The 21,373-nt window shown below is 62.3% G+C and carries 19 protein-coding genes; 7 read left to right on the top strand and 12 right to left on the bottom strand.

Annotation, left to right across the window (positions count from 1 at the left end):
- Positions 1–3 precede the first annotated feature (3 nt).
- Positions 4–465 (bottom strand): response regulator, encoded by a 462-nt coding sequence (locus tag KUO17_RS11975; RefSeq protein WP_217975769.1) that lies wholly within the window; start codon positions 463–465, stop codon positions 4–6.
- A gap of 18 nt (positions 466–483) precedes the next feature.
- On the bottom strand, positions 484–2,739 hold the full coding sequence (locus KUO17_RS11970; protein ID WP_217975768.1) for an ATP-binding protein: 2,256 nt from the start codon (positions 2,737–2,739) through the stop codon (positions 484–486).
- Positions 2,740–3,027: 288 nt separating this feature from the next.
- On the opposite strand from KUO17_RS11970, the gene KUO17_RS11965 reads away from it, so the two are divergent.
- Positions 3,028–4,218, top strand: a complete 1,191-nt coding sequence (locus KUO17_RS11965; protein WP_217975767.1) for an NnrS family protein — start codon at positions 3,028–3,030, stop codon at positions 4,216–4,218.
- A gap of 6 nt (positions 4,219–4,224) precedes the next feature.
- Here KUO17_RS11965 and KUO17_RS11960 read toward each other — a convergent pair whose 3' ends face one another.
- The 5 genes from KUO17_RS11960 to KUO17_RS11940 form a co-directional block, all read right to left on the bottom strand.
- On the bottom strand, positions 4,225–4,782 hold the full coding sequence (locus tag KUO17_RS11960) for a lipocalin family protein (RefSeq protein WP_217975766.1): 558 nt from the start codon (positions 4,780–4,782) through the stop codon (positions 4,225–4,227).
- A gap of 121 nt (positions 4,783–4,903) precedes the next feature.
- On the bottom strand, positions 4,904–7,408 hold the full coding sequence (locus KUO17_RS11955) for a TonB-dependent siderophore receptor (protein WP_217975765.1): 2,505 nt from the start codon (positions 7,406–7,408) through the stop codon (positions 4,904–4,906).
- Positions 7,409–7,535: 127 nt separating this feature from the next.
- Positions 7,536–8,516: a FecR family protein gene (locus KUO17_RS11950; RefSeq protein WP_217975764.1), complete on the bottom strand. Its 981-nt coding sequence runs from the start codon at positions 8,514–8,516 to the stop codon at positions 7,536–7,538.
- A 59-nt stretch (positions 8,517–8,575) separates the two neighbouring features.
- The gene (locus KUO17_RS11945; RefSeq protein ID WP_217975763.1) at positions 8,576–9,073 is read right to left on the bottom strand and encodes an RNA polymerase sigma factor; all 498 of its coding nucleotides are present in this window, start codon (positions 9,071–9,073) and stop codon (positions 8,576–8,578) included.
- 76 nt (positions 9,074–9,149) lie between these two features.
- Positions 9,150–10,463, bottom strand: a complete 1,314-nt coding sequence (locus tag KUO17_RS11940; RefSeq protein ID WP_217975762.1) for an MFS transporter — start codon at positions 10,461–10,463, stop codon at positions 9,150–9,152.
- A 320-nt stretch (positions 10,464–10,783) separates the two neighbouring features.
- Here KUO17_RS11940 and KUO17_RS11935 point away from each other — a divergent pair, with 320 nt between their 5' ends.
- The 4 genes from KUO17_RS11935 (at position 10,784) to KUO17_RS11920 (ending at position 12,928) form a co-directional block, all read left to right on the top strand.
- Positions 10,784–11,461, top strand: coding sequence for a type 1 glutamine amidotransferase domain-containing protein (locus KUO17_RS11935; RefSeq protein ID WP_217975761.1), 678 nt, complete (start codon positions 10,784–10,786; stop codon positions 11,459–11,461).
- Positions 11,462–11,532: 71 nt separating this feature from the next.
- On the top strand, positions 11,533–12,150 hold the full coding sequence (locus KUO17_RS11930) for a glutathione S-transferase family protein (RefSeq protein ID WP_217975760.1): 618 nt from the start codon (positions 11,533–11,535) through the stop codon (positions 12,148–12,150).
- A 52-nt stretch (positions 12,151–12,202) separates the two neighbouring features.
- The gene (locus tag KUO17_RS11925; protein ID WP_217975759.1) at positions 12,203–12,718 is read left to right on the top strand and encodes a hypothetical protein; all 516 of its coding nucleotides are present in this window, start codon (positions 12,203–12,205) and stop codon (positions 12,716–12,718) included.
- Positions 12,719–12,742: 24 nt separating this feature from the next.
- Positions 12,743–12,928, top strand: coding sequence for a hypothetical protein (locus KUO17_RS11920; protein ID WP_217975790.1), 186 nt, complete (start codon positions 12,743–12,745; stop codon positions 12,926–12,928).
- A gap of 95 nt (positions 12,929–13,023) precedes the next feature.
- Here the strand turns inward: KUO17_RS11920 and KUO17_RS11915 are convergent, their stop codons facing one another.
- Positions 13,024–13,932, bottom strand: a complete 909-nt coding sequence (locus KUO17_RS11915; protein WP_217975758.1) for a proline dehydrogenase family protein — start codon at positions 13,930–13,932, stop codon at positions 13,024–13,026.
- A gap of 405 nt (positions 13,933–14,337) precedes the next feature.
- On the opposite strand from KUO17_RS11915, the gene KUO17_RS11910 reads away from it, so the two are divergent.
- Entirely contained in the window at positions 14,338–16,197 is a 1,860-nt protein-coding gene (locus KUO17_RS11910; protein ID WP_217975757.1) for an ABC transporter ATP-binding protein, read from the top strand.
- A gap of 84 nt (positions 16,198–16,281) precedes the next feature.
- Here the strand turns inward: KUO17_RS11910 and KUO17_RS11905 are convergent, their stop codons facing one another.
- The 3 genes from KUO17_RS11905 to KUO17_RS11895 form a co-directional block, all read right to left on the bottom strand.
- Positions 16,282–17,001, bottom strand: a complete 720-nt coding sequence (locus KUO17_RS11905; protein ID WP_217975789.1) for an isocitrate lyase/PEP mutase family protein — start codon at positions 16,999–17,001, stop codon at positions 16,282–16,284.
- A 120-nt stretch (positions 17,002–17,121) separates the two neighbouring features.
- A complete protein-coding gene (dctA, locus tag KUO17_RS11900; RefSeq protein ID WP_217975756.1) occupies positions 17,122–18,429 on the bottom strand; it encodes a C4-dicarboxylate transporter DctA in 1,308 nt (435 codons plus the stop codon).
- A gap of 101 nt (positions 18,430–18,530) precedes the next feature.
- Positions 18,531–19,700: a mandelate racemase/muconate lactonizing enzyme family protein gene (locus tag KUO17_RS11895; protein WP_217975755.1), complete on the bottom strand. Its 1,170-nt coding sequence runs from the start codon at positions 19,698–19,700 to the stop codon at positions 18,531–18,533.
- Positions 19,701–19,800: 100 nt separating this feature from the next.
- On the opposite strand from KUO17_RS11895, the gene KUO17_RS11890 reads away from it, so the two are divergent.
- Positions 19,801–20,694: a LysR family transcriptional regulator gene (locus KUO17_RS11890; protein WP_217975754.1), complete on the top strand. Its 894-nt coding sequence runs from the start codon at positions 19,801–19,803 to the stop codon at positions 20,692–20,694.
- A gap of 57 nt (positions 20,695–20,751) precedes the next feature.
- Here KUO17_RS11890 and KUO17_RS11885 read toward each other — a convergent pair whose 3' ends face one another.
- Positions 20,752–21,036, bottom strand: a complete 285-nt coding sequence (locus KUO17_RS11885; protein ID WP_217975753.1) for a hypothetical protein — start codon at positions 21,034–21,036, stop codon at positions 20,752–20,754.
- Positions 21,037–21,373 lie beyond the last annotated feature (337 nt).

Here is a 21,373-nt window from a genome sequence, read left to right as displayed (position 1 = left end):
GCATCAAGGCTTGGGTCGGCGAACAACGCGGGTGGAGCCGGGCGGCGGCTCGTTCAGCACGGCCCAGAAAATACCCAGGTCGGAGATGGCACCCACGAATTCCTTGAACTCCACCGGCTTGACCACGTAGGCGTTGACGCCCAGCTGGTAGGCGCGGTCCAGATCGGGCTCTTCGCGCGAGGAGGTCAGCATCACCACAGGGATGCTGCGCAGCTCTTCTGTCTCGCGAATTTTTTCCAGCACTTCGAGGCCGTCGACCTTGGGCAGTTTCAGGTCCAGCAGCAGCACCGCAGGGTTGCCTTGCGCACGGTCGGCAAAGCTGTTTGTGCGGAACAGGTAATCCAGCGCTTCTGCGCCGTCACGCACCACCACCACGTCGTTGGCCAGCTGGCTGCGCTCCAGCGCCAGCAGGGTCAGCTCGAGGTCGTTGGGGTTGTCTTCTACAAGGAGTATCGGTTTGAGCATAGGAAGCCCTCGTGGTGGTCATGCAATGGGCATGAGGGTTTTCTTGGGGAGTGAAAAGTAGAACGTCGCACCGCGGTCGGGCACGCCTTCGGCCCACACCGTGCCACCATGGCGCTCGATGATGCGGCGCACATTGGCCAGGCCGATCCCGGTGCCTTCGAACTCCTCCATGCGGTGCAGGCGCTGGAACACGCCAAACAGCTTGCTGGCGTACTGCATGTCGAAGCCCACGCCGTTGTCGCGCACGCTGATCACCGTGTCGGTCGTGCGCTCGAGCACGTCGACCTCGATTTTCGCCACTGGCCTGCCGCGGGTGTACTTGATCGCGTTGGAGATCAGGTTGCGCATGGCCAGGTGCAGGAACGCCGGGTCGGCGACCACGATGGGCAAGGCGCTGAATGCCCACTCTATTTCGCGGCCGTCGTAATCGGGCAGCATCTCCAGTTTGATCGAGGCCACCATCGCCGACAGGTTGACGTCGGACAGGTGCATCGTGCAGCGGCCCATCTGCGAAAAACTCAGCAGGTTGTCCACCAGGGTACCGGCGAACTTGGCGGAGTCCTCGATGGTGCCCAGAAAGCGCAGGCCACGCTCGGACAGGTTCGAGCCTTCCACGTCCCCCAACAGCTCCGCATAGCCGGCAATGTGGCGCAGCGGCGCGCGCAGGTCGTGGGAAACACTGTAGGAAAAGGCTTCCAGCTCTTTATTGGAGCGCTCCAGGTCCTCGGACAGCTGCGCCAGCTCTTCAGCCTTGCGCAGCACGATGCCGAGGATGGCCTGGCGCAGCTCCTGCACGCCTTCGATCTCGCTGGGGTCCCAGGGCGTGGCGAAGCCGTCGACGATCTGCTGCCAGTTCTCGAAGCTTTTGCGCGGGTTCAGCGAGCCGCTCTGGGCGATGGATTTTTCCGGTCGACCGGCCCATTGCACCACCTGTGACTGCTCGGGCCTGAACCAGATCAGGTAATGCGGGTGGATCTCGGAAATGGACACCGCCAGGATGCCGCTGCAGGTGCTGTCCAGCTCGCGCACCGCCACATCCCTGCCTGCGTTGTCGGTATGGAACACCTCGGTTTCGTCGCGTTGCGCCAGCCAGGTGGCCAGCGCCATGATCTGGGACCTGGACGGCGTGCTCCCATAAACATCACAGCCGGTATCGGAAACCACCGCCGCGCCGCTGGCACCGACGAAATCGACGAAGGTTTCGGGCAAGGCGCGCAGCCCGAAGCGCACGCTGTCCTGGTCGGCAATGGCGCCGAGCAGTTGCACGATGCGTTGACGAATTTCCAGCATGCGTTCGTTGCGCACGTGCGCTTCGCGGGTTTCGATCTGCAGCGACAACACCCGCCCGAGCAGTTCGCAGGCGGTACGGATCTGGAAGCTCACGCTACGCGAGGTATGGTGGTGGCAGGACACCAGCCCCCACAACTTGCCTTCGACCACGATCGAAATCGACATCGAGGCCCAGGTCTGCATGTTGCGCATGTACTGCAGGTGAACCGGCGACACGCTGCGCAGGGTGGAAAAACTCAGGTCCAGCGCCTGGCCGGTCGCGGCATTGGCTGCCGGCACCAGCGGGGAGGGCGTGTAATCGGCATCTTCGATCACGCGAATGCGGTTGGAGCAGTACAGCGCCCTGGCCTGGGCGGGAATGTCGGAACCAGGGAAGCACAGGCCCAGGTAGCTGGGGTAGCCCTCGTCGATCAGTTCGGCGTTGACCAGGCCATTGCCCTCGGCATCGAAGCGGTAGGACTTGACCCTGCCAAACCCCGTCAGGCGCTTGATCACCCGCACGGCCCGTTCACACAGCTCGTTGATGCTCTCGACATCCGAGGCGCCGCTGACGAAGGAGCGTACCAGCGGGTACAGGCGCGAGCTGGGGGTCGGCGCAGCGCCGGGGCGCTGGAATTCGGCGATCAGCATGCTGTCGTGGCGGTGCAGCATCATCGGCACCGGCCGGTGGCGGTGCTCGCCCAGCAGGAACTGTACGTCGGCCACGTGGTAGGGCTGGGACTCGTCTTCGTCCAACTCGCCCAGTTGCCCGATGAACGTGCCGCCGTCCTGCACCACGGTTTCGAAATGGCTGCCCAGCAGCGCATCGACCGGCACTGCCAGCCACTCAGGCAGGTTCTGGCTGACCTGGCGAATGAGCAGGGAAGGTTCTTCGATGACGATCATGAAGCCCTGGGGCTGGATGCTGCCGGGCGTGCGGATCTGCTCGCGCGCGCAGTTGGCCAAGGCAACCTGGAAGGCGTCAGCGGGTTCGGTACGGGTCACGATGTCCCTCCTGGGGGCGTGATGGCAGGCAGCGAAGGTCGGTGGGGGCCAGGCCTGGCTGAAAAAACGCTGACAACGTATCCAATCCTGTCGCTTCTCGATGCTAGAACTGATCGTGGCGGCATCAAATGGTTCACTTTGATATCACTGCGCCGGGGCAAGGGCCCAGGCTGAAAACCGGTGGCAGTTTACTTGATGGACGTCAGGTTGGCCCAGCGTGCAGCGCAATACACTGCTGAACGAGCGCGATTGCTCGCAATGATCGGGCTACAGGCCAGGAGGGGTGTCATGCAGGTACTTGACCGGTACAAGGCGTTGGCGGTGCCACCGCTACTGCGCCTGGGGTTCCGTCCGCTGTTTCTTGCTGGTTGCGCCCTGGCGGTGCTGGCGGTGCCATTGTGGCTGACAGCCCTGAGCGGCGCGCTCGGCGGCTGGCAGCCGGCCGGCGGCTGGCTGGCCTGGCATCGGCACGAACTGGTGTTCGGTTTCGGCATGGCGATCATCGCCGGCTTCCTGCTGAGCGCCGTGCAGAGCTGGACGGGCCAGCCAGGTCTTTGCGGCAAACCGCTGGCGGCCCTCGTGCTCTTGTGGCTGGCGGGGCGGGTGGCGTGGCTGGCGAATGTGCCCTGGCCGGTGCTGGCGCTGCTGGAGCTGGGTTTCCCGTTGCTGGTGGCGCTGGTGATGGCAAGCACCTTGCGCCGCGCACGGCAGCGGCGCAACTACCCCATCGTGCTGATCTTGCTGTTGCTGAGCGCGGCAGATGGTCTGGCGCTGTACGGGCTGGTGCAAGGCCATGACGGCTGGCAGCGCCAGGGTGTGCTGGGCGGTCTGTGGCTGGTGGCGGCGATGATGGGCATGATTGGTGGGCGCGTGATTCCCTTCTTCACTCAGCGCGGACTGGCACGCGGCGATGCAGTGACGCCCTGGCCCTGGCTCGACCGCCTGCTGCTGGGGGGATCGATACTGGTTGCGATGCTGTATGGCGCAGGGCTGGCGCTGGCGGTGACGCCCTGGATCGGCCTGCTGTTCGCGGTGCTGGCCATCGGGCATGGGCTGCGCCTGGTACGTTGGCATGACCGTGGGCTGTGGACGGTGCCCTTGCTGTGGTCGTTGCACCTGGCCTACGCCTGGCTGGCGCTGGCTTGCGCGGGGATGGCGCTGTGGCACGTTGGCGTGGCCCTGAACCCCAGCCTGGCGCTGCATTGCCTGACCATCGGCGCGATGGCCGGGATGATTCTGGCGATGATCGCCCGGGTCAGCCTGGGCCACACGGGGCGCGAGCTCGAAGCGCCGGCCGGTATGGCGCTGGCCTTTGTTCTGATCAACGTGGCGGCGGTCAGTCGGGTAGTGCTGGTGGGTTGGTTGCCACTGGCCGGCCTGTGGCTGGCCGGTGTGTGCTGGGTACTGGCGTTCTCGCTCTATGCCTGGCGCTACGCGCCGATGTTGCTGCGTGCCCGCGTTGACGGGCACCCGGGGTAGGTTGTATCACGGCTTGGGTGGGGCCTCCTGACGCCAGATCAGTGCGCGGGTGTCATAGCCTTGCTGGCGGGCGATGGTCAGCAACTGCTCGCGGGTTTGGTCGTTTACCGTCGTGGCCCTGGACAGCAGCCACAGGTATTCGCGGTTGGGATGGCCGACCAGCGCAACGGTGTAGGCCGGGTCGTGGTAGATCACCCAGTAGTCGCCCTTGGTCAGCCCGGGAAACAGGCGGCTGAACCCGTTATCGAACTGCACCCACAGCTTGTCGGTCTTGCCGGCTTGCTGGGGTTCGGCGCTGCCACGGGCCTCGGCCCATTCACCATCCTTTTCCAGGCAGCGGTTGGTCACATCGATCCGCCCGTCCTCGCGCAGGCCGTAGTGCGCCTGGGACTGCACGCAGTTGCGCTGGAAGAACATCGGCAGCCGCGCCTGCTCGTACCAGGTGCCCTGGTAGCGCTGCAGGTCCACCTGCATGGTGGTGGGCGGCTGTTTATCGCCGGAGTTCGTGCACCCGGCCAGGGCCAAGGCCAGACAGGACAGCAGCAAGCGGGTACGTATCGCCATGGGAAGCCTCCAAGGTAGCGGCGCGAAGGGACCGCTCACCTGGTATTGGAGGCAGCCTGCTCGTAAAAGTTGTATCCGTGGCGTGCGTTCAACGGCAGATGGTCAGCCTGACTCATGCCGATCAGAACGAATACTTCACGTTGAACATCACGTTGCGCGGGTTGCCGTAGTACACCGAGTAGTAGTTGCCGATCCCGCTGTAGTACGCCTTGTCGAACAGGTTGTTGAGGTTGGCAGACAGCTTGAGGTGCGGGTTCAGGTCATAGGCGGCCATCAGGCCGACCACACCGTACGCATCCTGGGTGAATTTATGGCTGGGCAGCGGCTTGTAGGTAACCTCGTCGACAAAGCTGTCATCGATGAAGTAGGTGCGGCTTTGCCACTGCCAGTTGCCGCCCACGGTCAGTTTGTTCAGCTCGGCCGGCAGGCGATAGCTGGTGGCGACTTTCAGCAGGTGCTGCGGCTGGTTGGTGGCCACGCGGTTGTCGTCGGCGTCGTAGGACTCCTGATAGACGTAACCGGCATTGACGTTCCAGTCCGGCATGATCTCGCCCGACATCTCCAGCTCCACACCGCGGGTGGTTGCACCCTGGATGGGGCGCATCACCTCGTTGCCGAGCGGGCCGGTCACGCCGGTGGAGACAGCCAGGTTGTCCTGCTTGAGTTCGAACAACGCCAGGCTCGCATTGAGCCGGCGATCGAAGTACTCGCCCTTGATGCCGACTTCATAGCTTTCCCCGGTCAAGGGCTCAAGCGGCGTATTGTCGGCGCCCTTGTTGTAGGGCTGCGGCTTGAAGATGTCGGTGTAGCTGGCATACACGGTGTGATGGTCGTCCAGGTCGTAGGTGACGCCGGTATAGGGGATCACTTCGCCGGTATTGCGGGTGGCGGTGCGGCTTGAGCGCGGCGCCGCGTTGACGCTGTCCAGGCTCCACGCGTAGTCGGTTGCCCGCGCGCCAAGGATGAAGTTCAGCGCGTCGGTAGGTTTGAGTACCACCGCCGCATAGGTGACCTTCTGCGTGGTGTCGATATCGAAGGTCGACCACCAGGCCCAGTCGGTCGGGTAGGCCGCGTTATTGTTCCAGTCAAAGGCATCCGGCACCTTGAGGTCGGTGGTACCGTCGGTGCGGTTGGATTGCGCGGTGGTGTTGGCGTAGTTGTAGCCCAGCACCAGGTCGTGGCTTCGGCCCAGCAGCGTGAACGGGCCTTTGGCGTAGACATCCAGCGATTTCTCGTCGGTGTCGGTGTTGAACTTCGCCGCGCCCCCTGGGTAGTAGCCGTGGGCAACGCTGTTGTCATTCTGGTCCACATGGGCGGTGGCAAGGCCGGCAATGATTTCCCGCGACGCGTAGTTGCGCAAGCTGGCGGTAGCCTTCAGCGACCAGTCGTTGTCGAACTGCTGCTCGATGCTGGCAAAGGCGCGCTGGGTGCGGTGGTTGCGATAGGCCCACTTGTCTGCAGGGTTGGTTGAGCGCGAGAAGCGCACCGGCTGCCCGTTCTTGTACAGCGCTGGCAGGTGGGTGGTGGAGCTGGCGTCGTTGTTGTTCTCCTGATACTCGTAACCCACGCTGACCAGGGTGGTGTCGGTCAGGTCGGCGTCGAGTACGCCATAGAAGATGTTCTGCTCGTTCTTCTGGTAGTCGATGAACGTGTGTTGCTGCTCGGTCGCGGCCACGAAGCGCCCGCGCAGGGCACCGCTTTCGAGCAGCGGCCCGGACAGGTCCAGCTCGGTGCGGTAGTGATCCCAGGAGCCTGCGCCTGCCGCCACATGCCCTTGAAACTGGGCAGTGGGGCGCTTGCGCACCAGGTTGATCACCCCCGAAGGGTAACCGATGCCGTTGACCAGGCCGGTGGCGCCCTTGAGGATCTCGACGCGGTCGTAGATCACCGAGTTGGTGATGCTGTAGTTGTCGCGCAGGTTGCCGGCGTCGGTACTCAGGCTGGGCACGCCGTCGTACTGGAAGTTCTGGATCTCGAAGCCGCGCGAATAGAAGGTATAGCCTTCGGAATTCTCGCGGTTGACCGTGATGCCTGGGGTCTGCTGCATCACTTCGGACAGGTTGGTCAGGCCCTGGTCATCCATTTGCTGGCGGGTCATCACGCTGATCGACTGCGGCGTCTTGCGCAGCGACAGGTCCAGGCGCGTGGCCGCGCTGGTTTGCCCGGTGGTGTAGGAGCCGCTGCCTTCGGTGGTGCTGCCCAGGCTCCAGGCGCTGTTGATGGTGGTGGCGCCCAGTTCGATATTGCCGTCGGCATGGCGCGGCAGCGGGACCAGGTACAGCGTGGTCGCGTCGCTGCGCCCGAAGGTGAAGCCGCTGCCTGCCAGCAGATGCGCCAGGGCCTGGTCGGCGGAGTACAGGCCTCTTAGCGGTGCGCTGCGCAGGTCGGCATCCAGGTTGCCGTCGAGCATCACGTTCTGGCCGGTCTGCTGGCTGAACGTCAGCAGTGCCTGGCGCAGTTGCTGCGCGGGGATATCGAACGGTTTCTGCGCCGTGATCGCTGTCGGACTTGGCGCCGCTTCCTGGGCGTGCACGGGCTGTACCAGCAGCGCGCAACCGATTGCTGCGCTCAACGCGGATACGCGCCAGCCTGAACCCTGGGTAAACAACGTCTGGGGTGTTGCCATTTCCTTTGACTCCTCGGCAGTAAGGCTTCGCATGTTTGCGAATCGCTTTCATCTGCAGGTGATGACGCACGAGGTGGGCAAATGTCTGAAATGGCGTTGCAAATAATTTTCTGCCCGCGCTGTCGGGTCAGGCGGGGCGGATGATCGCCAACAGGTCGGTGTAGCGATTCACCTGGATGGGGAGGGTGCGTGCCAGCACATCGAGCATCTGCTCGGGGCGATGGCGATTGAGGATCACGCTGACGGGGCGCGCGGCCAGGCGTTCGTCGGCGATAAAGATTCGCCCTTCGCGCCAGCGCTGCAGGTGCTGCACCACCTTGGCCAGCGGGGTGTTGAAGAACACCAGGCTGCCGCTGCGCCAGGCCATGACCTGATCGAGTTCGGCATGCTGGATGGGACCAAGCCGGGTGCGGGTAAAGGTCAGTGCCTCGGCGGCGTTCAACTCCGCTTGCTGGCCCGGGATTTCAACCCTTGCCGTGCGCGCGCTGACGGCAAGCTCGACACTGCTGGCGTTGCACGACAGGCAGAACGCGCCGTGCTGGCTGATGACCGTGCCGGCGTCTGTATCGATGCGCAGAGGGCGGGTATCCGCTGCGACGCTGAAATAGGCCTCGCCTCGGCGCATGCGCAAGCGTCGGCGGGTGCCTGAAAAGTCGACGTCGATGGCGGTGTTGCCGGCCAACTCGATCACGCTGCCATCGGCCAGCCGTTCAGTGCGGGTTTCGCCCACGCGCGTGTGCAGGTCGGAAAACGAGAGACTTTCACCCTTGAGCCACAGTGTCGCAGCGCCTGTGGCCACCGCCGCCGTGCACGCGGCCATGCCCAACTGCACGAACCGCCGACGCGATACACCGCCTGCCGAGGCGGGCTGCGCCGGTTGCAGGGCAGGCAACGCGGCCGACAGCATCCAGAGCTCTTCAAGCTCGGCGTAGGCCTTGGCGTGGCGTGGGTCGGCTTGCATCCACTGGCGCCATTGCTCGCGCTGTGTCTCGCTGGCCGAGCCTTCGAAAATCAGCGCGAACCAGGCGCACGCCTGCTGCGTCACGATGTCTGCTGACGGATCGGGCGTCGGGCCTGGCGCGTTGCTGGAGTAGGGAGGTTCAGCCATGGGGTCCAATCGTTATCCGGACGCGGCGTTATGCTGCGCACGCGCATGATAATCCAATCTCACTCGGCCATGCCCAGCTTGAGCAACTCGAGGGCGCGTACCATGCGGCTGTAGGCGGTCTTGGAGGAAATTCCCAGGCGCTCGCCGATCTCCACATAGGTCAGCCCTTCGCCACGGGCCAGCAGGAACACCTCGCGACAGGGCGCGGGCATGCGCTCGATCACGCGATTGAGGGCAGACAGCTGGTTCTGCGCGATCACCGTGCGCTCCAGGCTGGGGGTTTTCTGTTCGAGCGCCTGCAGCACGGTGGGCTCGACCTCTTCACCTTTACGATGGCGCTCGCGGCGCAGGTAATCGATGAACAGGTTGCGTGCGCAGAGGAACAGGTACGCGCGAAAGTTATCGATCGGCGCGCGGCCCAGTTGTTCGGAGAGGCGGATAAAGGTTTCCTGAGTCAGGTCGGCAGCGGTGTCCTTGCAGCGAAGCTGACGGTTCAGGTAGTCCTGAATTTCTTCACGGTGAGCAAGGTACAACGCCTTGAGGTCTGCGCTTGACACGAAACACCTGTGGGGTCAGGGATCAGAGAGCGCAGGAAGATAACAGGAATGACTATCATTTAATACTGTGCATGCATTACGCGCCACTGCTGCTGCAAGGCGCCGGTGGCGTGGTGGCCTGGCCATTGACCGCATCGGGCATGTGCGGGTGATCCTGGGCGGCCTGCATCAGGTCCTCGGTCAGGCGCAGTTCGGCGCCGGTCGGCGAGAAGGTGGCCGAGGCCGTGAACGGCGCCGGGTTCGCGGGCACCGGTCGTTTGCCGCGACGCCAGACGAAGAAGGTCACCATGCACAGGTTGACCCCGGCGAACGCCCAGAACAGCCCGGCTTCGCCCAGCGAGGTCATCACCGGCGAGATCATCAGCGGGCTCATGGCAGAGCCCAGCGAGTTGATCAGCAGCAGGCCCTGGATCATCGGTACCAGCGCCTCGGGGGAGGCGCGGTCTGCCGCGTGGCTGACGGCCACCGGGTAGAGCGCGAACACGCCGCCGCCCAGCAGGAACAGCAGCACCGAGAGCCAGGTCGCCGACAACGGCAGCAGCACGACGGCCACCGACAGCACGGTGCACACCGCCGCCAGCACCGTCAGCACTTCCAGGCGATCCCGGCGGTCGGACCAGCGCCCGACCGGGTACTGCAGCAGCATGGCGCCCAGGATCGTCCAGGCCATCATGCTGCCCACCTCGCCGACATCGTGGCCGATGCGCTGCAGGTACAGTGGCAGCAGTGCATACACTGCCGCAATGGCAATGCCGGAGCCAAAGCAACCCACCAGGCCGGTGGGGGTTACGCCCAGTAACTGGCGCGGCTTGAGCGGTTCGACCTGCTCGAGCAATGGTGATACCCGTGGCAGGATCACGATGGGCAGCACCGACAGCGAGGCGAGCATGCCGGCGACCATGAAGGGCGCCGTGTCGCCCCAGCCGGTGATTTCGCCCAGGGTGGCCTGGCCCAGCACGCCGGCACCGTACAGCGCGATCATGTAGAGCGCGAGCAGGCGCCCGCGGATCTTCGCGTCGCCGGCCAGCAGCAGCCAGCTTTCGATCACCAGGAACACCCCCACGGTGGCCCAGCCATTGATCAGGCGCAGCACGAACCAGCCCCAGGTGTCGTAGAACATGCCCTGCAGCAGGATGGTCACGCCGATCAGCGAGGCGAAGCTGCTGTAGGCGCGGATGTGGCCGATGCGCAGGATCAGTCGGTCGTTGAACAGGGCGCCCAGCGTCAGGCCGATGAAGTAGGCCGACGAGACGATGCCGATCATCGTGGCCGACTCACCGGCGGCGCCCAGGCGCAGGGTGGTCAGTGACGACAGGACGCCATTGCCCAGGGCAACGATGAACAGGCCCAGCAGGGGCGCCAGCGCCATGGCCAGCAAACGCGGTGACATAAAAACCTCGAAGCAGAGATCGGCAGCGCGTCAGGCCCATGGATGAGGCGCTGGACCGGTCACTGACGAAAAGGACGCGCGATTTTAAGCGTTGCGCCGTATTTGCCAAGGCCCAGTGCTGCGACGTTACGCCGCAGTACCCAGGGCGACGCATGCATTCTATTCACCTGCAGGCCAGCGCCCTAAGATGACGGCTGTGGTGGCGCAGAGCCAGGACGGGGCATCCAACTCCGTTTGCGCGCGCCGTATGGGGACAAGACACAAGCGCTTGAGGCGTTTTTCAACGGCCAGGCCTGACTGCAATCAATGAGGAATACACAATGAAAGTACTGATGGTTCTGACGTCGCACGATCAACTGGGTGACACCGGCTTGAAAACCGGCTTCTGGCTCGAAGAGTTCGCGGCCCCTTACTACGTGTTCAAGGATGCGGGCGCCGAGGTGGTGCTGGCCTCGCCTGCCGGCGGCCAGCCGCCGCTGGACCCGAAGAGCGAGCTGCCCGACTTCCAGACCGAAATGACCCACCGCTTCAACGCCGACCCCGCTGCGCAGAAGGCCTTGGCGAACACCGTCAGGCTCGATACGGTCAGCGAGCAGGACTTTGACAGCGTGTTCTACCCAGGCGGTCATGGCCCGCTGTGGGACCTGGCCGAGTCGAAGGTCTCCATCGGCCTGATCGAGTCGTTCGAGCGTGCCGGCAAGCCGATCGGGTTTGTATGCCATGCGCCGGGGGCACTGCGCCATGTGAAGGCGGCCGACGGCTCGCCATTGATCAAGGGGCGACGCGTCACCGGTTTCACCAACGGTGAGGAAGCCGCTGTGGAACTGACCGATGTGGTGCCGTTTCTGATCGAAGACGAATTCCAGACACTGGGTGGGCGTTACGAAAAAGGCCCGGACTGGGCACCGTTCGTGATCGAGGATGGCACGCTGGTCACTGGCCAGAACCCTGCCAGTTCCGAAGGTGTTGCCAAGGCCCTTGTTGCCCAGCTGAAGTAACCGCGCAATGTGCCTGAACGCCTCAGGGCGTTCAGGCTCCGCGGGGCCGCCACTCATTACCGAGACCCATCATGATCACACTTCACCACCTCAATGCGTCCCGCTCGCTGCGGATTCTCTGGCTGCTGGAAGAGATAGGCGAGCCGTATACCCTGGTTCGCTACCAGCGTGACCCGGTGACCCGACTGGCGCCGGATTCACTGAAGCAGATTCACCCACTGGGCAAGTCGCCGGTCATTGAACTTGACGGTCAGACGCTGGTTGAATCGGGCGCCATCGTCGAGTACCTGATCCGCCGGTTTGCCCCGCGGCTGGAACCTGCGTTCGGCTCGGCGGACTATCTTGAGTACCTGCAATGGGTTCACTTTGCCGAAAGCTCGGCGATGGTGCCGGTGCTGCTCAAGGTGTTCACGCAGTTCGAGGCCAAGGCCGGCACGCAACTGAAGTTCCTGAACGGCTATACCCAGACCGAATTCGACAAGGTGCTGAGCTATCTGGACAGTGCGCTGGCGGGCAGGACCTTCATTGTGGGCAACACCTTGTCCGGGGCAGATTTCATGCTAGCCTTCGTCGCCATCACCGTCGTCGAGCAGTTGGGCGCAGGGGCGCAGTACCCGCATCTGGCGGCCTATCTGGAGCGCCTGGCGGCACTGGACAGCTGGAAGCGTGCATTGAAACTGGAGCAGTAGAATCGCCATGGGGCACTGTTTGGAATCGGTAGGCAGGACGCTGTTCAAGTCGATGAGGTACCTGGCCAGGGTTTTGCTCAAGCTCACAGTGGGTGTGGCTGCCTTGGGCGCACTGGTTGTTGTCTTGATCTACATAACGTCCGATTCCACCAGTGCCAGGACGGCGGCTGCACTTGATGCGCTGATTGCCACGGTTCACGAACATCGAGTCTCCTATTACCAGCGCCAGGACTGGTGTGAAAGTGTGTCCTCCGAGGCGGGTAACTATGCGAGCTCGGACATTTCCACCTGCGGCGATGGCGACGATGGCGTGCCGTTCGATGCAGAAGGTACGCGACTGTTCAATGCGGTCAGCGAGACAGCACGCAAGGCAGGGCTAGCCCCCATCAGAATCAGCCTCGAGTCCGAGCACGGCAGCGTATCGTTTGCGCAGGTCGACCTTTCATGCCTGCTCTGCTACGCCTCTTACGTCTACTCACCTCGGCAAGTACCCACCTATGACAGTGCGGAGCACGCATCGGTTACGCCCATGTCCGGGCACTGGTATTACGTGAACAAAGGGATCTGAGCCAGGCGACAATGTCCCCTGCTTTTGCTGCTGCTCGCTACCCTGCTGCGCGGTGAGGTGAGCGAACTGTTCCAGGGTTCCAATGTTCAGAGCGTGTGGAACGAGGGTGACGACCTCTATGCCATCGAGGACCGGCATGCCCGAGGCACCTACGTGTTGGCCGAGGGAGGGCGGGACCGGGTGCTGGAGGTGACAGCGCCTGCTGAGTGAAAGTGCCTTACCTGCGATGTTGCTGGCGGGAAGGCACCCTGTCATCGATCAGCTCAGCAATGATCGCTGCTCAGACCAAACTGATCGTCTGCCGGTCAGCGCCCGACAAGTGCTTTGGCGACGTAGCCTGCGATACTGGGGTTCTCATTGAGTCGGCGGGTGCTGTAGCCGTACCAGTCCCGGCCAAACGGAACATAGATGCGCACGTTGAACCCCATCCTCGCGACCTTGTCACGCAACGGTTCGCAAACGCCCAGCAGCATCTGGAATTCAAACTGGCTGGTGTCGATAGCGAGGTCTCGGGCCAGCGCAATGACGTGCTCGATCAGTACTGCATCATGCGTGGCCACCGCGACGAAGCTGCCAGCATTGAAACAGTGCCTGACGTGATTCAGAAAATGCGTGTTGATGGCGCTACGGTCACTCCAGGCGTCGTTCACCAGGTGCGAGCGCTCCTCCACATAGATACCCTTGCAGATACGCAGGGTGCCGGGTTCACGCGTGAGTAGCTGTACATCCTGATAAGTGCGTTTCAGATAAGCCTGCAATGCCAGCCCGACATTGCCATGACGTGTTCTCAAATGAGTGAACAGGTCGATTTCCTTTTCCGTGCAGTTCACATCTTCCATGTCGATGCAGACAGCGTTGTTGCGCCGCTGTGCGGCTTCAACGATACGCCCTGCGAGGCGTTCGCACTGCTGCTGGTCGAGCAGTAGCCCAAGTGCGGTCGGCTTGATTGAAATGGTCGCATTCAGTTCATTGGCTTGAATCGCTTCAAGCACATCCAGGTATTCGAGCGCTGTCTGTTCAGCCTGTTGTGGCGTGGAAACCGTCTCGCCCAATACGTCGAGTGTCACACCGAAGCCTTGTGCATTGAGCTGTTGAACGCGCGCAACGGCTTCGCCGAGCGTGGCGCCAGCAATGTAGCGGCGGGAGATTTTCTGAATAACTGCGCGGGGAACAAAAGGGATGGCACGCGCCATCAAAACGTTGAGAAGTTGCATATCAGAACCCTGGATCAAAAGCAGCCAACCTCCGCGTTTTCGCGCCAGAGCGTCGAAAAACCACGGACGAAGAAAAGCCACCACTCCCTTGTGGGAGCAGCATGAGTCAGCGGACGCATGGCAGCAGCGTCTACTGGGGGCTTCAGTTCACCAATGGGGGCCAGGCGGCAGCGTGCATGCTTTTTTCCAGGTGTTTGCGGACGTCAGTGTCTGCTGACTGCTATCCCATGTTCCCAAGTCTTTTTGCAGCGCCTGGCAGGGGAGCGGATGTATAGCACAAACCCGCATCACGTTCTCCGATATCTGCGATTACCCGATACATGCCGATCCAGCAATGTCGCAAATCCCTCAACGCACCCGTTCGGTGGCAAAATCTCCTCAATTTTGATCTTGTTGGAGACCACCATGCTTCGCGCGTTTGAACGAAGGCTCGACCCCTTTCCCCCTGACGAGGTACCGCCTCCACCGGAGGGCCTGGCTCGATTCCTGTGGGCGTGCACGCGGGGCGCGCGTGGCTACATTCTTGTGTTTGCGCTGCTCAGTGCGGGCGTATCGATCTATGAAGCCTGGCTGTTTTCCTTCCTCGGCCAGGTCGTGGACCTGCTCTCGACCTGGCAGGCCGGTGGCGATGCGGCGGCGCAGGAGCGCCGTGTGTTGTGGGGCATGGGGATCGTGATGGTGGCCAGCGTCGGGCTGGTGGCGTTGCGGACCATGGTGCAGCATCAGATCCTGGCGATAAACCTGCCCTTGCGCCTGCGCTGGGACTTCCACCGCCTGATGCTGCGGCAAAGCCTTTCGTTCTTTTCCGATGAGTTTTCCGGCCGGGTCACTACCAAGGTGATGCAGACCGCGCTGGCCGTGCGCGACCTGCTGTTCACCCTGATCGAGATCGCACCCGGCATAGGGGTGTATTTCATTGCGATCATCGCCCTGGCGGGTGGTTTCGCGCTGAAACTGATGCTGCCTTTCGTGGCCTGGGTCGTGCTGTTCGGCCTGGCCATGCTGTACTTCGTGCCGCGTCTGGGCAAGGTCGGGCAGGAGCAGGCCAATGCGCGCTCGATGATGACCGGGCGTATCTCGGACGCCTACACCAACATCACCACGGTGAAGCTGTTTTCCCATTCCAATCGCGAAGCGCACTTCGCCCGTGCGGCCATGGAGGACTTCAAGCAGACCGGTTTTCGCCAGATGCGCCTGGTCAGCCAGTTCGAGATCGTCAACCAGGCCCTGGTGGTGGCGTTGATCATGGCGGCCGGTGGCTATGCCCTGTGGCTGTGGCACCAGGGCGATGTCGGCGCTGGCGCGGTGGCGGCAATCACCGCCATGGCGTTGCGTATCAATGGCATGTCGCACTGGATCATGTGGCAGATGACCTCGCTGTTCGAGAGCATCGGCACCGTGCAGGATGGCATGGCAACGCTGTCCCGAGGCCCCAAGGTCAAGGATGCGCCGGATGCCGGCGTGCTGGAGACCTGCGGCGGGGCGGTCACCTTCGACAATGTGAGCTTCAATTACAACGGCGAGCGCCAGGTGCTCGATGGCCTGAGCCTGAACATTCGGCCGGGTGAGAAGATCGGCCTGGTAGGCCGCTCCGGCGCGGGCAAGTCCACGCTCATCAACCTGCTGCTGCGCTTCTATGATGTCGACGCCGGGCAGATTCGCATCGACGGCCAGGACATTGCCCACGTGACGCAAGACAGCCTGCGCAGCGCCATCGGCATGGTCACGCAAGATACGTCACTGCTGCACCGCTCCATCCGCGACAACATCGCCTACGGCCGGCCCGATGCGAGCGACGCACAGATCCGCAGCGCCGCGGCCAGTGCCCAGGCCGATGAGTTCATCAGCCAGTTGAGCGACCGCCAAGGCCGTAGCGGCTACGACACCCTGGTGGGCGAGCGCGGCATCAAGCTGTCGGGCGGCCAGCGCCAGCGCGTCGCGATTGCCCGCGTGATGCTCAAGAACGCCCCGATCCTGCTGCTGGACGAGGCTACCAGCGCGCTGGATTCCGAAGTTGAAGTGGCCATTCAGGAAAGCCTCGATGAGATGATGAAAGGCAAAACCGTGATTGCCATTGCCCACCGGCTGTCCACGATTGCGGCCATGGATCGGCTTGTGGTGATGGATGAGGGACGCATCATCGAACAGGGTACCCACACCGAACTGCTCGCTAGAAATGGCATCTACGCGCAGCTGTGGCACCACCAGAGTGGCGGGTTTCTGGGTGAGGATCGTGGGGTGGCCGAGGTGATGGACCAGGGGTGAGCGTGAACGGCAGGGGGCACAGGCCAGTGTGCCAGGCCATTGTCAGGTCCAGGGCTCCCGGCAAGTGTCGAGCCGCGAACCACATCAACAGGCCGAACAGGGCAGCAACCCGTGGCGCGGGGGGCGGTTGTCCATGATGAACTCCTGTCGGCTACGAACGTGCTGCCAGCGTGAGGGAGGTACCTGCCCATTGACCACGATCCGCACATTGGCCGCACTCAGTTGCTCGACATCGCTCAGCGCCGGGTTGCCGTGGTTGATCAGCATGATCGGCACGCTGAGGTGTGCCGTGAGGGCGTCCAGGTGCTGGAAGTCCTTCACCCCAACCAGGCAGATCGCATCTGCTCCCGCCTTCTGATAGGCCGCGGTGCGGGCGATGGAATCCTCCAGCGTGGTAACGGCCACGTTGGTACGGGCGATGATGCTGAGGGCCTCATCTGAACGGGCAAACCGCGCCGCGTAGATCATGGCTGCAGCTTCTTCGCTTTCGACAGGCACGTGCGGGCGGGTATCTTCCAGCGTCAGGGCGGCCACACCGGCTTTCTGCAACTCGGCGACTGTTCGCATTACATCAAGCGTGTCACCAGACCCATGCTCAGCGTCGCCAATGACCGGGATCCGGCTGGCCCGCGCCAGCACTTGAGGCGAGGTGACGGAGCCGTCCTGGATGGCAACTTCAAAGCCAAGGTCGCACGCCATGCGAACCGAGAGGGGATCGACCACGAAGGCGGCAACCCTACAGACGCTCCCCTGAAGCAGATCACTCAATGCCTTGCGCAACTGATGATGTGATCGCTCAATCATGTTTGCCTCCATCACGTTCATTGATGTATTGCTGTGGGCGCGTTGTGCGTTGAGCCAGGCTTGGCGCGCACTACCGGTCATGGCCGTTTTCCAGGCGCAATGACCGGATCGCTGTGCGGGCTATTTCTGCGCCAGCACGGCCTTTCTTTGTGCCTTTTCGTGTTTCATGGCCGCGATTTCACGCTCGCAGGCCTCGACATCGAATGAGTTGTCCCATTTGGCAATGGCAAGGGTGCCGATGCCATTGCCGATCAGGTTGGTCACGGCCCGCGCTTCGTTGAGGAACCGGTCGATGCCCAGCAGCAAGACCAGGCCCACCAGGGGAATGGAGTGGATGGTCGTGAGCGTTGCAGCCAGCGTCACGAACCCCGCACCCGCCACACCCGCCGAGCCTTTGGAAGTCAGCAGGAATACGCCCAGCAGAATCATCTGATCCATGAAGGTCAGGGGTGTATTGGTCGCTTGGGCGATGAAGATGGCCGCCATGGTGAGGTAGATGCAGGTGCCGTCCGCATTGAAGGTGTAACCGGTCGGCAGCACCATGCCCACCACCGATTTCTTGCAGCCAAGCTTTTCAAGTTTCACCATCATCCGGGGCAACACGGCTTCGGTCGAGCAGGTACCCAGGGTGATGAGAATTTCATCCTTGAAGTAGCGCAGGAACTGCATCAGCGGCATGCCCGACCATCTGGCCACTGCACCGAGCACGACCACGATGAAAATCAGGGTTGTGATGTAGAGCGCCACCAGCAATTGGCCGAGTGACAGCAAGGTACCGATCCCGTATTTGCCAATCGTGAACGCCATGCCGGCACCGGCACCAATCGGCGCCAGGCGCATGACCATTGCGACGATCTTGAACAGGCCTTGCAGGAACAGATCGATGGTGTTGATCAGCGGCTTGCTGGTTTCGCCCATTTGCACCAGTGCCACGCCCATCAGCACCGAAAGCAGGATGACCTGAAGCATGACGCCATTGGAGAATGCACCCATGAAGGTGTGGGGGATGATGTTGAGAAAGAACTCGATGGTGCCGCCTTGCTCGCTGGCGGCCTGGCTGTACTTGCTGATGGCACTGGCATCGAGCGCGTTGGCGTTGATGTTCATGCCGACGCCAGGCTTGACGATGTTGACCACGATCAGGCCGACGACCAGGGCGATGGTGGAAAGAATCTCGAAGTAGATCAGCGCTTTTACGCCAATGCGCCCGACCTCTTTGATACTGCCCATCTTCGCGATACCCACGACGACCGTGCCGAAAATAATGGGCGCCAGGAGCATCTTGATCAGTTTGATGAAGCCATCGGCAAAGGGTTGCAGCTTGGCGCCGATATCAGGCACGAAGTAGCCGATTGCGGCGCCGATCACGATGCCGATCAGCACTTGCACATACAGCTGGCTGTACCAGCGGGACTTGGAAGTTTCCACGGAAGCACCTCGTTTTATTGTTGTGGTGGGCATGTGGCGTGGCGTCGGTGGGAACGCCTGAGTCTGCGGCCTCGTCCAACGAGGCCGCAGGTCGAGGGGGATCAGCCTTCGCCCAATTCGCGCATGACGGCGTACAAGGCGGACTTGGCTTCGAAGCCAACCCCTGGAATGTCCGGCAGGCCGACGTAGCCATTCTCGACGCGGATGCCGTCAGCGAAGCCGCCGAAAGGCTGGAACACGTCGGGGTACGATTCGTTGCCGCCCAGGTGCAGGCCGGCTGCGATGTTCAGGGACATCTGGTGACCGCCATGGGGCACCACGCGGCGCGAGGACCAGCCCAGTTCTTCCATCACCTTCAGGGTGCGCATGTATTCCACCAGCCCGTAGGACAGTGCGCAGTCGAACTGCAGGTAGTCGCGATCCGGGCGCATGCCGCCGTGGCGCAGAAGGTTGCGCGCATCCTGGTGGGAGAACAGGTTTTCCCCGGTCGCCATGGGCAGTTCGTAGTGATTGGCAAGTTCGGCCTGCAGCGCATAGTCCAGCGGGTCGCCAATCTCTTCGTACCAGAACAGGTTGTACTTCTTGATGGCTTCAGCGTACGCAATACCGGTCTGCAGATCGAAGCGACCGTTGGCATCGACCGCCAGGCGACGACCATCGCCTACCACTTCAAGTACCGCTTCGATGCGACGGATATCCTCGTCCAGCGGCACTGCACCGATCTTCATCTTGACCACGTCGTAGCCACGGTCCAGATAGCTCTGCATTTCTGCCTTGAGCTTGGTCTGGTCCTTGCCGGGGTAGTAGTAGCCACCCGCGGCGTACACCCAGACCTTGTCATCCGCCACGCCGCCACGGTAGCGGTCGGCCAGCAGGCGATACAGCGGTTTGCCTTCAATCTTGGCGACGGCATCCCATACCGCCATGTCGAGGGTGCCGACGGCGACCGAACGCTCACCGTGCCCCCCTGGCTTTTCGTTGGTCATCAGGGTTTTCCAGATGGCGAACGGGTCCAGGTTGTTGTTTTCAGGGTCGATGAGGGTATCGGGATCCGCTTCGGCGATACGCGCCAGGAAGCGATCACGCATCAGTGCGCCTTGACCGTAGCGGCCGTTGGAGTTGAAGCCGTAGCCGATGACGGGCTTGCCGTCGCGAATCACATCCGTGACGACAGCGACGACCGAGCAGGTCATTTTGGAGAAGTCGATGTAGGCGTTGGCAATCGGAGAGGCAATGGAAACGGTTTTTTCGCGGATGTCTACGATACGCATGAGGGGCTCCTCTTGTTGTTTGTGGCCCCACGTTATGCGTTGCGATGCCACCCGCCCAATGCTATTAATGCCGCACCCTATGCACAGGAGGCATGGCCCCTTGGAACTCGTCTGGCTCGAAGATCTTTCAGCACTTGCCGAATACGGCAGCTTCGTACGGGCGGCAGAGGCACGGAACGTCACGCAGCCGGCCTTCAGTCGCAGAGTCCGGTCACTGGAGAACTGGATGGGGGTGGAGTTGTTCGTGCGTACTCCTCAAGGCGCCACCCTGACCGAGGCAGGCAGGCAGATCTTGCCCAGTGCCCAGGAAGCGGCCAGGCATCTGTACCGAATGCGTAACGAGGCGCAGGAGGTCGCAGGGATAGCCGCCCGGTCGCTGCAGTTTGCGGCCACCCACTCGCTGTCGTTCACCTTCTTTCCCAAGTGGCTTCGAAGCTCGGAGAACGGCGCCCCCATCGAGGCTGTGCAGTTGCACTCCGATAGCATGGCGGTCTGTGAGCAGATGCTGATACATGGCCAGGTTCAGTTCATGCTCTGCCATCGCCATCCCGACGTTCCGCCGCTACTGGCCCCTGACCAGTTCATCAGCAAGAAGGTGGGGGAGGACATTCTCGTTCCGCTTGCCAGTGCCCGCGCCAACTTCGGCACCTCGGCTGCCGCAGTGCCCTACCTGGCGTACACCCATGAGTCGGGGCTGGGGCGTATCGTGGCCCACAGGCTGCGTGGCAAGGAAGATTACCTTCACCTCAAGCCACTGTTCAGCAGCCACCTTGCCGCGGTACTCATGTCCATGGCGCTGGAAAGCAAAGGGGTGGCGTGGCTGCCCAAGAGCCTCACCGAGCAGGAAGTCCTGGATGGGCGCCTGGTCAGGGCGCTCGACGAAAGCTGGGACATCCCGCTGGAAATTCATCTGACCCGGCCCAAGGCCGTCCTCAGCCAATCCGCCGAAGCGTTCTGGGGCAGGGCGGGGAGTGAACAGGCGTCTTGCACCTGATGTCTGGCGATTTCAGCGGTGCGCACAAAGGCCCCGTCTGCTGCCCGTTCTATCGCTTCAACTCTTCTGCGTGCCACAGAGCTTTAACGAGGTCAGTGAGGAGCGTTCTGCAAATGAAATGGTATGGCTGGCTCTGTTCCAGCGCACCCCCGAGACCGAGAGTCGCTTGGCCAGCGCCATGATGCTTTCATGCGCAACCAGCTGCGTGATGTCGCCGTAGCAGGCCCCGGCGTGCATGAGGGCGATTTTCCAGGCTTCAGGTTCTGACATGTGCCGACGCGATACACGAAGTACCTCTTTGTGTCCTGCGCGGATGAAATGGATCTCGTATTGGCTATCCATGCGCGTCCCTCCACTGTCAGCCGATTTGCACGGTTTGACTGTACGGCCGGGGGAGGGTAGTGGCTATTTGCCTTGATTTATCGCCGGTATCGAATTTAGCTATCGACAGCAGTGTCACCTCGCGCCTGCGGTGGTGAAATGTGTGGTCAGGTTCCCCTGTAACAGTTAGACACATTCATCCGGTCGATCGGCGTCTGCTCTGGTTCATTACGCTTGAATGCTTGCCTAATCCTCTGGACATGCAGGGCGGTGGATAGAAAACGTCTTGTCGAGGGACTAGAGTTTGGTCGACGGGAGCGTCTGCTGCCTGATACCGATCAAGCAGCCCTTCACGTGA

It is taken from the genome of Pseudomonas aegrilactucae (assembly GCF_019168305.1).
Lineage (GTDB): Bacteria > Pseudomonadota > Gammaproteobacteria > Pseudomonadales > Pseudomonadaceae > Aquipseudomonas > Aquipseudomonas aegrilactucae.
Note: the sequence above shows the minus strand (reverse complement) of the source record. Positions and strands in the feature narration are given on the sequence as shown.

Coding starts and splice junctions, on each gene's coding strand:
- KUO17_RS11975 (WP_217975769.1), bottom strand. CDS start 465: ATGCTCAAACCGATACTCCTTGTAGAAGACAACCCCAACGACCTCGAG.
- KUO17_RS11965 (WP_217975767.1), top strand. CDS start 3,028: ATGCAGGTACTTGACCGGTACAAGGCGTTGGCGGTGCCACCGCTACTG.
- KUO17_RS11960 (WP_217975766.1), bottom strand. CDS start 4,782: ATGGCGATACGTACCCGCTTGCTGCTGTCCTGTCTGGCCTTGGCCCTG.
- KUO17_RS11955 (WP_217975765.1), bottom strand. CDS start 7,408: ATGGCAACACCCCAGACGTTGTTTACCCAGGGTTCAGGCTGGCGCGTA.
- KUO17_RS11950 (WP_217975764.1), bottom strand. CDS start 8,516: ATGGCTGAACCTCCCTACTCCAGCAACGCGCCAGGCCCGACGCCCGAT.
- KUO17_RS11940 (WP_217975762.1), bottom strand. CDS start 10,463: ATGTCACCGCGTTTGCTGGCCATGGCGCTGGCGCCCCTGCTGGGCCTG.
- KUO17_RS11935 (WP_217975761.1), top strand. CDS start 10,784: ATGAAAGTACTGATGGTTCTGACGTCGCACGATCAACTGGGTGACACC.
- KUO17_RS11930 (WP_217975760.1), top strand. CDS start 11,533: ATGATCACACTTCACCACCTCAATGCGTCCCGCTCGCTGCGGATTCTC.
- KUO17_RS11925 (WP_217975759.1), top strand. CDS start 12,203: ATGAGGTACCTGGCCAGGGTTTTGCTCAAGCTCACAGTGGGTGTGGCT.
- KUO17_RS11915 (WP_217975758.1), bottom strand. CDS start 13,932: ATGCAACTTCTCAACGTTTTGATGGCGCGTGCCATCCCTTTTGTTCCC.
- KUO17_RS11910 (WP_217975757.1), top strand. CDS start 14,338: ATGCTTCGCGCGTTTGAACGAAGGCTCGACCCCTTTCCCCCTGACGAG.
- KUO17_RS11905 (WP_217975789.1), bottom strand. CDS start 17,001: ATGATTGAGCGATCACATCATCAGTTGCGCAAGGCATTGAGTGATCTG.
- KUO17_RS11895 (WP_217975755.1), bottom strand. CDS start 19,700: ATGCGTATCGTAGACATCCGCGAAAAAACCGTTTCCATTGCCTCTCCG.
- KUO17_RS11885 (WP_217975753.1), bottom strand. CDS start 21,036: ATGGATAGCCAATACGAGATCCATTTCATCCGCGCAGGACACAAAGAG.